Raw genomic sequence first — 9,984 nt, 5'->3', positions numbered from 1 at the left:
CAGCCGGCCAGCCACCGCCCCGGCCGGTTCGACCTTTGTCGCCCGCATTGCCGGATCCCGGCGCCAGCCGAGCCTGACCCTGCGCGACAGCGATGGGCGGCAGCGCGCCTCGGCCAATGAGATCGGCGACAGTGTCTGGGAACTGCGGCAACCCGTCGATCTGGACGCCAACCTGCGCCTTGCCGCGCCCGGCACCCGTGAGACCTGGTCGATCCGGGTCACACCCGACACCCCGCCGCGCGTGCGTCTGACCCAGGTGCCTGACTCGACCGCCGCCGGCGAACTCGATCTCGATTTCACCGTCACCGATGATTACGGCGCGACCGGCTATGCGCTCGAACTCCGCGCCGAGGACGAGGATGACGCGGCCTGGCAGACCCTGGAGATCGATACGAATTCTGTCGTGCCCAGCGGCGAAGCCGACGCCATGTCGACCCTGCTGGAAACCGCCCGTCATCCACTGGCCGGCAGCCGTGTCGAAATACGCATGGTGGCCACCGATGCCGCCGGCAATACAGGCCGTTCGCCAGAGCTGGGCATCACCCTGCCGGCCCGCGTCTTCCTGGACGCGCTGGCCCGCGCAGTTGCCGAACAGCGTCGTGATGTGATGGCCGCCGATGCGGCCTATGCGCCGCTCGACGAACCTGCCCCCCTGTATGCCGAGGACGTCCCGTCCGGCCCTGCCTATTTCACCGAAAACCCGGCCCGCCGCATCGAGCGGGCACCCGAAGGCCTGCAGCATGTCGCGCGCAGCCTCGCAGCGATCTCGGATGCGCCGGAATATTTCTTCGACGACCCGATCGTCTATCTCGGCCTGCGCGAAACGCTGCACCGGCTGCGTCGTCAGCGCGACCAGGCAGCGCTGGGTGATCTGGAGGGCGATCTCTGGCTGATTGCGCTGCGTGCCGAGCTGGGCTCGCTTGCCGACGCCGAAGCCGCCTTGCGCGCGGCCGAACGCGCCCTGATGGAAGCACTGGCACGCGGTGCCGACGAGACCGAGCTGGCGGCCCTGTTCGAGGCCTACCAGGAAGCCATGCAGAACTATATGGCGGCGATGGCCCGTGAGGCCGCCGAGGATGGCAATTTTGCCGAAGGCGGCCAGGGCCCGAACCTGAATTCCGAAGGCTTGCAGGAAATGCTCGACGCGCTGCGGGATGCCGCCGAGCTGGGCAATACCGCCGATGCCCGGCAGGCCCTCGCCGCGCTCTCGGAAATGCTCCGCAACATGCAGATGCAATTGGGACAGGGCGAAGGCGAGAGCCAGCCCAGCGACCCGATCTCTGAAGCCATTGCCGAGGCGCTCGAGGAATTGGGCGAGGTCATTGGCGAACAGCGCAATCTGCAAGACGAGACTTTCGGACTGTCTCAACAGGAAGGCGGCTCCAGCCAGCCACAATCGGGCAATTCATCGGGTCAGCAGCAACAGGGCCCCCAGTCCGGCGAAGGCCCGCAAACCCTGGCCGAGAACCAGAGCGGTGGAGGCCAGAGCGCCCAGGCGCTGGCCGACGCGCAGGGACAATTGGCCCAGCGCTTCTCCGAGTCCGCAGACGCCCTGCCGGGCGACAGCCAAGACGCCATGGGCGGCGCCGGTGAAGCCATGCGCCAGGCCGAGGAGGCTCTCCGCAATGGCGATACCGATGGGGCACTGGCAGCCCAGGAAGAAGCCCTCGCCGACCTGCGCTCCGGGGCCGAACAACTGGCCCGTGAACTGCTCGAGCGGATGCAGGAGAATGGCAGCCAGATGGGCGAAGGCGAAGACAATCGCGATCCGCTCGGCCGCCCGGCCGAAGGCGCCTTTGCCGATGGTTCCGGCGTCGAAGTCCCTGACGAAATGAGCCGGGCACGCGCAAGGGACATCCTGGAAGAACTCCGCCGCCGCGCCGCCGAAGCCGGTCGCCCCCAGGAAGAGCTCGACTATATCGAGCGCCTGCTGGACCGGTTCTGACGCCTGGAATTGTGGTTAATCGGCCACACCGGGATTTTTTCGCAACATAGCGGTTGATTGCTGATCCGACCTCGGTCAGAACCCGCCTCCCGATTGTGGGGGCTCGTGAGACCCCGCCGGCGCGGAGGGCAATGCCCGTCCCGTGTTCCGGTTGCATGAGGGACTGCTTGGAAAGCTGATCTGGTAAAGCACATGACCTTCAATCATGGATATCGGGGTTCAAATCCCCATCCAAAGCCTCGACCTGCAAAGTCGACTTACCTGACTGTTGAACCAGGCTGCCAGGAGCGTTCGCGTCCCTGCCTGAGTCATTTGTCGCCGACCCTCGGGCCGGCTTTCAAACGCCCGGCAGACCGGCAGACGGCGCCCGCACTTTGCGGTGCGCGGGATACCGGCGCCAACGAACCGCCCGAGGGCGTGTTGCTTCGGAGACTGAACGCCGCCTAGCGGCTGACGCCTCCTCGCGACAGGTCCTTTAAAGGCCGGGACCTGTCGCCTGAACGCCCACCCCGTGTGCGTTCCGTCGAACGGTCCTGGCAGTCCTGCCAAGCCTTTGACCAAAAAGAACAAGAAAGGCCTTTGATATGATTATGACCACGGCCGTTCTGGCCGAACACGAACGTGGCCTGGTGCTGCGCGATCGCGCGATTGTCGACCTCGTCGGCGCCGGACGCCATCAGTGGCTCGATCCGTTGGCACGAATCCGCGTCGAGATTTTCGATACGCGCCGGGCAATCCTCGACTTCGAGCTCGCAAACCAGATCCTGCGCGCACGCCCGGACCTGGCCGAAGGAAACTTCATCTACGTCCAACCGCAAGCCGGCACGCTGGCTCTGGTGACGCTGGATGGAGCCCCGCACGCGCTGGTACCGCACGGCATGACCCGCGCCTTCTGGACGGTCATGCACGACATCCGCGTCGATATGGTGGACCTGGCCGACGCCGACCGGATCGACCCCCGTCTGGCTGATCGCTGGTCGTCGCACGCCGGAACGGCCATCGTGCAAGCCCGGATTGCAAGCGAACGCGCTGGCCTTCTGTTTGTCGACGGTGCGCTGCGTGAGCGGCTGGAACCGGGGCGTCACGCCTTCTGGGCGGCGGACCGTCTGGTCCGTATTGAAAGCGTCGACATGCGGGAAACCGCGCTCGACGTGACCGCACAGGAAGTGCTGACCCGCGATCGTGTCACGATCCGTCTGAACCTGACCGCCTTCACCCGGGTCATCGATCCGGTGCTGCGCGCCAAGGCCCTGATGGATGCCGATGCGCACATCTACAAGCTGGTCCAGTTCGCCGCCCGCGAGGCGGTCGCTGGCCGGACACTGGATGGGCTGCTGAAGGACCGCATCGAAGTTGACCGGGAGATTACGGCGCATCTGCGTGATCGTCTGGTCGACACGGGTGTGCAGGTCAGTGATCTGCGCATCAAGGATGTCATCCTGCCCGGTGAGATGCGCGACATGCTGAACAAGGTGGTCGAGGCCGAAAAGGCGGCCGAAGCCAACCTTGTCCGTCGTCGCGAGGAGACCGCTGCAACGCGGGCGCTCCTCAACACGGCGCGGCTGATGGAGGATCACCCGGCGCTGATGCGGCTCAAGGAGCTGGAGGCGCTGGAACGGCTGACCGACAAGGTCGGCCGGATCGATGTCCACCAGTCGTCGGAAGGTGCCGGACTGCCTGCCCTCATCGACACGTTGATGGGCAAGCGGGTCCAGACACAGGACGCATGACGCCGGTCGATTGGATCAGGGCGGGCCCGAAACCGGGTCCGCCCTTTTTCTTGCCCGGCGTACAATTGCCGCCCGGTTGATCGGGTCAGTGATGGTCGGTCTGGGCCGGCTCGGCGGCCGCATGGGTGTCGGTCGGAGCGCCATGGGCAGAACCCGCATCGTGGCCATCCGGCTGTGCATGATCACCGGCAGCGTCAGGGTCGGTCGCGCCTTCTTCTGCGCCAAGCTCGCCTTCCAGTGCATGGCCGGCATCGTCGCCCTGTTCATCCGCCGCGGCATTGCCGTGGGCCGGTGTGTCCATCAGCACCACCTCGACCTCGACCGCTTCAGGCGGCGGGTCAGAGACGACGGTGCGGAATTCCTGGCGGCGCCCGGCGTCGAGACGTCCGGCCGGCATGGAGATCGTCCACTCCAGCACGGCTTCGCCGTGCTCGTCACGCAGGATGGCGCGTAGTGAAGGAATGGCACGGGCGCGACGATCGAAATTGTGGACATCACCGGCTACGACCAAAAGCGGCACGCCGTGATCAACCTCACGGGTGACTTCCAGCTCGCCGACATCATAGCCCCACGGATTGACCGAGGTGCCAACCGCCGCATAGGCCGAAGAAGCGCGCGGCCACATCGTGACGATGTCGACACGGAAGACCCAGGCGCAGACGAACAGGACCGCACAGGCCGCGACCAGCCCCCCCCAGGCACCGCCAGCGGCAGCGGCCGACAGGGTGCGGCGCTTCTTTTCCTGGCGCTCACGGAAAGCGGTGTGGACTTTTTTCTCGGCTGCCGGGTCTTCGGCCGGCGGCTCGGGTGTGACCGGCGGCGCGGGTTGCAGGCTTGGCAGATCGCTGGGGTCCTCGACCTCGGCCGTCCAGACATGACCGCAGGAGGCGCAGCGTACACGACGGCCGTTCGTGCCAATCGCGTTGGGATTGGCACGGTAACGCGTGGTACATGACGGACAGCTGAGTACTATGCTCATATGAGTCGTCTACACATCTTCTTCGGCTCACCCGTCCCCATGGAGGATTTCCATCGTTTCGAGTTCATCCCAGTCGCCGCACATGGACCCGGAGCCGGTTATCCGCTTCGACAATGTCGGCATGCGGTATGGCCGGGGACCCGAGATTCTGCGCGATTTGTCCTTTGATTTACCACGCGGTTCTTTCCAATTCCTCACCGGACCGTCCGGCGCCGGCAAAACCTCGCTGCTGCGACTGATTTATCTGGCCGCCAAGCCGTCGCGCGGGCTGATCAGCTATTTCGGCCGCGATGCCGCTACCCTGCCCCGCAACGAGCTGCCCGACCTGCGACGGCGGGTCGGCGTGGTGTTCCAGGAATTCCGCCTGCTCGGCCACATGAATGTGTTCGACAATGTTGCCTTGCCGCTGCGCGTCGCCGGACGCAAACGGGCGGACTATGCCGAGGATGTCGCCGAGCTGCTGGCCTGGGTCGGGCTGGGTGACAAGATGAATGCCCTGCCGGCGACCCTGTCGGGCGGTGAGCAGCAGCGTGTGGCAATCGCCCGCGCCGTGGTCGGCCAGCCTGAAGTGCTGATCGCGGATGAGCCAACCGGCAATGTCGATCCGGAAATGGGCATGCGCCTGCTGCGCCTGTTCACCGAGCTGAACAAGCTGGGAACCACCATCATCATCGCCACCCATGACCTGCAATTGGTGCGCATGCTGGATGCCCCGGTGATGACGCTGTCCAACGGGCATCTTCACATCCGCCCGCCACGCAGCGTCCGCCAGCGTATGCGCGAGGAAGCCGAGGCCGAGGCCGACGCAGAGGCCGACCGGATCGCCGCCGCGCCGGCCGCTGCCGCCCCCCGCATCCATGACCAGGCCGAAGCGGAGGGTGATGGGAGCGAAGGGGATGGCGATGACTGACACCCTGCCCAAGCCGCCCTCCGGCGGGAATGGTCGACTGCTGCCTCCGGATGCAGGCCGTGATCGCCCCCTCTTCGTTGTTGCTGCCATCCTTGTCTTCCTGGCCTGCATCGCCGCCCTGGGCGCGCGTGGCGCATGGCTGCAGGCGCAGAGCTGGACGACAGATCTGGAAACCTCGCTCACCATCCAGGTGCGTCCGGTCGAGGGCCGCGACCCGGATGCCGACGCCGTGCGCGCGGCGGAGCTTGCGGAGGCCATCGAGGGGATTGAACAAGCGACCGCTCGCGGTCGCGATCATGCTCTGGCCCTGCTCACACCCTGGCTGGGTGAAGGCAACCTGCCCGACGACCTGCCCTTGCCGCTTCTGGTCGATGTGCGTACCCGCTCCGGCAGCGTGATCGACACCGCCTCCCTTCAGGCGCAACTCGACGCCGAGGGCATGGCCGCACGGATTGATGATCACGGGCGCTGGGCCAATGCCGTCCGCCGGGCAGCCGGCACGGCGCAGGCGCTCGGACTGGGTCTGCTCGCGCTGCTCGCCGGCGCTGCCGCCGCCGTGATCGCCTTCGCAGCCCGCGCCAGCCTTGCTGCCCGGCTGGACGTGATTGACGCCCTGCATCTATGTGGCGCCGAAGACCGCTTCATCGCCGGCCTGTTCCAGCGCCGCTTTTTCATGCTGGGTCTGAAGTCCGGGGTCGCGGGGGCTGTTTTTGCCGGCCTCGTGTCGATCCTTGTCAGCCTCGGCGACGCGCCGGCCGACATGGCATTCTTCCTGCCACAATGGGCGTCGGACCCGTTCGAGTTCGTGCTGCTTGCGGTCGCCCCCCTGCTGGCCGGCGTGACCGCCGCCATCTCGGCGCGGCTGGCGGTGGCTTCCGACCTGCGGGGGCGCTGGTGACCGACCATAAATCCGCCTGTTTCACGCGAGAGTCTTGATGTTGGCGAGGACCTTCCTGTTCGGCCGCGCGGCGGCCCGATCAAACTGGAGAGCGGCATGAAGCAAAGCTGGCTCTGGCTGCGAGGCCTGTGTTTTGTCGTCGTCCTGGCGAGCGCGATCGGGTTTGCCGCCTATGCCGGCAAGGTCACCGGGTATGACGTCCCGGCTGACGACAACACCGTCGATGCCATCATCGTGCTGACCGGTGATGCCGGGCGACTCTCGACCGGGGGAGCGTTGTTGCGGGGCGATCGGGCAGCACATCTGATGATTTCCGGTGTCCACCCCTCGGTCACCACCGCCGATATCCGTCGCCAAACCGGGCTGGACGAGGCGGCCTTTGCCTGTTGTGTCACCCTCGGGCGCGAGGCGACTGACACGGTCGGAAATGCCCGCGAAACGGCCGCCTATGTGCAGGCCAACGGTTATGATCGCTTGATCATCGTCACCTCAGACTATCATCTGCCCCGCAGCCTCCTGGAGTTTCGCAGCCACATGCCCGGCGTCGACCTGATCCCCTACCCTGTGCGCACACAGGCCCCCTGGCAGGATGTCGGCGCACTTCGGCTCTGGCTCCAGGAATATGCCAAGTACACGACGGTCCAGCTGAGACACTCGCTGACCTCGCAGACGGAAGACGCCTGATGCGCTTTTTGCGATCCCTCATATTCTACATCTGGATGTACGGGCTGATGATCGTGTTCGGCCTGGCCGGAACACCCTTCCTGCTCGGTCCGAGATCCTGGGCACGCGGCATCCTGCGGGCCTATCTCAAGGTGATCTGGTTCGGCATGCGCTGGATCATGGGCGTGACCTTCGAAGTCCGCGGCCGCGAGCATCTCACCACCGGCGGCGCCCTGGTCGCCTCCAAGCATATGAGCATGTGGGAGACGCTGGCCTTCTGGGAAATCCTGCCCGACCCGGCGATCATCCTGAAGAAGTCGCTGGTCTACATGCCGATTTTCGGCTGGTTCGCGGTGAAGCTCGGCAATATCTCGATTGACCGGGACGGCGGCGGCAAGGCGCTGAAGGGCATGTTGCGCGATGCGGCAACGCGCGGCAGCGAGAACCGGCAGGTCCTGATCTTCCCGGAAGGGACGCGGGTCATGCCCGGCGAAACACCCGAGCTCAAGCCCGGCATTGCCGGCCTCTACAAGTCGATGGGCAAGCCGTGCATTCCGGTCGCCCTGAACTCCGGCGTCCACCTGCAGACCTATTGCGGCTTGCGCAAACCCGGCAGGATTGTTGTCGAATTCCTGGAGCCGATCGCGCCGGGCCTCGACAAGGCCAGCTTCATGCAGCAGCTTCACGCGCGGATCAACACGGCCACCGATGCGCTGCTGGCGGCTGACATGCCTGCCACCGAGAAAGAGACCTGATCATGGACGGGCGTTTGCGTTTCATCCTGCCGTTCGGCGCGATCCTTTTCGTGTTCGTGCTTTACTCGGCCTATTGGTTCTTTGCCTCGACGCAGATCCGGTCAGCCGTGGAGGACTGGGTCGCCGACCAGGAAGCCGCCGGCTATGTGATCGAGCGCGAGGCCCTGACCGTGTCGGGCTTTCCCTACCGGTTCCAGATCACCTTCCGCGAACCGAACATCACGGCGCCGGCCAGCGATGGCGGCTGGCACGCTGAATTGTCCAGCCTGCAGGCCCATGCCGTGCCCTACGACCTGTCACACTGGATCGTACGCTTTGGCGGCCCCGCCTTTCTCGATGATCTGAACGCGCCCGGCAGCCGATTGGAGCTGGGCGCCAGCGATGCTCGCGTCAGTCTCGTGTACGATGAGACCGGGCAGACCTCCCGGGTTGGTGCCGAGCTGGTCGACCTGACGATCATCACCCGCGCTGGCGACGCCCCGGACATTCGTTCGATCGGCGCGCTCTATCTCAATGGCGTCGTGGCAACCGACAACACGCTGCGCGTTCGAGGCATGGCCGAGACTGTGGTCGCGGCGCCCGGAGTACTCGACCCCGACGTGGAACGCGCCTTCGGCGAAACGCTGGCGATGGCCCGGCTTGAGTTCACGGTGACGGAATGGTCGTCGCTGGCCCGGAATGCCGACGCCATGGCCTGGAGCCAGGCTGGTGGCCGTCTGGACATCACGGATGCCGGCCTGCAATGGGGCCCGGCAGACCTGACCGCCGTTGGCGAATTCACGGTCGACCGGATGGCACGCCCGGACGGACGCCTGTCATTGCGGGTCACCGATCCCGACACGCTGGCCGAGGCCCTGGTGGAAGCCGGGCTCATCCCCGAGCAATATCGCGAAGCGCTGCGCGTCGCGGCCATGATGGCACCGCGTGGACCGGAAGGGGTTTCACTTCCCTTCCGCATCCGCGATGGCGGTGTCTATCTCGGACCGGCCCGGCTGGGCGGGCTGGACGACTAGGCTTTCATGAAGGTCGACAGGGCGTCGACCAGGCGCCGGTTCTCGGCTTCGCTTCCGACCGTGGCCCGCAGGGCATTGGGCAGGCCATACGGGTCAACGGCCCGGATGATCAGGCCCTGCGACGTCAGATAGGCATCGGCATCGGCGGCGGTCTTTCCGGGTGTCTCCGGGAAGTGGATCAGCACGAAGTTGCAGACACTGGGCGTCACTTCCAGTCCGAGACCGCCAATCTGCTGGCGCAGGAAGGCAACCCATTCCTCATTGTGGTCGACCGAGCGCTTCATGAAGTCCCGGTCCTGGATCGCCGCGGTTCCGGCTTCGATGGCCGCCATGTTGACGTTGAACGGGCCGCGCACACGGTGCAGCACGTCAATGATTGCCTTGTTGCCATAGGCCCAGCCAAGGCGCAGCGCCGCCAGACCGTGGATTTTGGAGAAGGTGCGCGTGACGATCACATCGTCACGCTCCCGGGCCAGCGCGATCCCGGAATCATAGTCAGGATTATCGACAAACTCGGCATAGGCAGCGTCGAGGACCAGCAAGGTCGATGCGGGCAACCCGTCGCGCAGACGGCGTACTTCAGCGTCAGAGATATAGGTGCCGGTGGGATTGTTGGGATTGGCCAGGAAGACGATGCGGGTGTCGTCACCGGCCGCTTCGAGGATGGCATCAACATCCGAGCGATAGTCCCGCTCTGGCGCGGACACCAAATTGGCACCGCACTGCATGGCCACCAAACGGTAGACCAGGAAACCGTACTGCGACTGGACGACCTTGTCGCCGGGATTGAGATAGGCCCGACCGAGCAGCTGCAGGAGTTCATCCGAGCCGGTGCCGCAAACGATGTTCTCCGCCTCCAGGCCCTCAGCCGCGGCGATGGCTTCGCGCAGCTTGGTGGCGCCACCATCCGGGTAAAGATGGAGCTTCGACGCCGTCGCCGTCATCGCGGCTGCCGCCTTGTCCGAACAACCCAGCGCATTCTCGTTGGAGGACAGCTTGACCGGGTTTTCAATGCCCGGCGCCTCGGACGAACCCGGCTTGTAGGGGCGTATATCCAGAATGCCGGCGCGTGGTTCGATAGCCATGATAAC

General features: G+C 65.5%; 9 protein-coding genes and 1 tRNA gene. 8 read left to right on the top strand and 2 right to left on the bottom strand.

From position 1 onward, the window contains the following. The 3 genes from ACN0X9_RS10640 to ACN0X9_RS10630 all read left to right on the top strand — a co-directional run. Nucleotides 1-1,945, top strand: a 1,945-nt coding sequence (locus ACN0X9_RS10640; protein WP_417487575.1) for a DUF4175 family protein, incomplete at its 5' end; no start/stop codon positions are given. A gap of 165 nt (nucleotides 1,946-2,110) precedes the next feature. Beyond that, nucleotides 2,111-2,184 (top strand) — tRNA-Glu (locus ACN0X9_RS10635). Between the two features lie 351 nt (nucleotides 2,185-2,535). Then, nucleotides 2,536-3,675, top strand: coding sequence for a slipin family protein (locus ACN0X9_RS10630; protein ID WP_417487574.1), 1,140 nt, complete (start codon nucleotides 2,536-2,538; stop codon nucleotides 3,673-3,675). An 85-nt stretch (nucleotides 3,676-3,760) separates the two neighbouring features. Here the strand turns inward: ACN0X9_RS10630 and ACN0X9_RS10625 are convergent, their stop codons facing one another. After that, nucleotides 3,761-4,654, bottom strand: a complete 894-nt coding sequence (locus ACN0X9_RS10625) for an MJ0042-type zinc finger domain-containing protein (protein WP_417487573.1) — start codon at nucleotides 4,652-4,654, stop codon at nucleotides 3,761-3,763. 82 nt (nucleotides 4,655-4,736) lie between these two features. Between ACN0X9_RS10625 and ftsE the strand changes: the two genes are divergently transcribed. From ftsE to ACN0X9_RS10600, 5 genes are all read left to right on the top strand, one after another. Further along, the gene (ftsE, locus tag ACN0X9_RS10620) at nucleotides 4,737-5,564 is read left to right on the top strand and encodes a cell division ATP-binding protein FtsE (RefSeq protein WP_417487572.1); all 828 of its coding nucleotides are present in this window, start codon (nucleotides 4,737-4,739) and stop codon (nucleotides 5,562-5,564) included. Further along, nucleotides 5,557-6,462 carry a cell division protein FtsX gene (locus ACN0X9_RS10615; protein ID WP_417487571.1) on the top strand — a complete coding sequence of 302 codons (906 nt, stop codon included), beginning with the start codon at nucleotides 5,557-5,559 and terminating at the stop codon, nucleotides 6,460-6,462. The genes ftsE and ACN0X9_RS10615 overlap by 8 nt, the downstream gene beginning before the upstream one ends. Before the next feature lie 96 nt (nucleotides 6,463-6,558). Next, nucleotides 6,559-7,146: a YdcF family protein gene (locus ACN0X9_RS10610; RefSeq protein WP_417487570.1), complete on the top strand. Its 588-nt coding sequence runs from the start codon at nucleotides 6,559-6,561 to the stop codon at nucleotides 7,144-7,146. Continuing rightward, nucleotides 7,146-7,880 carry a lysophospholipid acyltransferase family protein gene (locus ACN0X9_RS10605; RefSeq protein WP_417487569.1) on the top strand — a complete coding sequence of 245 codons (735 nt, stop codon included), beginning with the start codon at nucleotides 7,146-7,148 and terminating at the stop codon, nucleotides 7,878-7,880. Before ACN0X9_RS10610 ends, ACN0X9_RS10605 begins: the two co-directional genes overlap by 1 nt. A gap of 2 nt (nucleotides 7,881-7,882) precedes the next feature. Beyond that, entirely contained in the window at nucleotides 7,883-8,893 is a 1,011-nt protein-coding gene (locus ACN0X9_RS10600; RefSeq protein ID WP_417487568.1) for a DUF2125 domain-containing protein, read from the top strand. Here ACN0X9_RS10600 and hisC read toward each other — a convergent pair. Continuing rightward, a complete protein-coding gene (gene hisC / locus ACN0X9_RS10595; protein ID WP_417487567.1) occupies nucleotides 8,890-9,978 on the bottom strand; it encodes a histidinol-phosphate transaminase in 1,089 nt (362 codons plus the stop codon). The two genes, ACN0X9_RS10600 and hisC, sit on opposite strands and share 4 nt — an antisense overlap. Between the last annotated feature and the right edge of the window lie 6 nt (nucleotides 9,979-9,984).

This window comes from Maricaulis sp., assembly GCF_048268525.1.
Taxonomy (GTDB): Bacteria; Pseudomonadota; Alphaproteobacteria; order Caulobacterales; family Maricaulaceae; genus Maricaulis.
The sequence above is the reverse complement of the archived record's forward strand: the minus strand, read 5'-3'. Positions and strand labels throughout refer to the sequence as shown.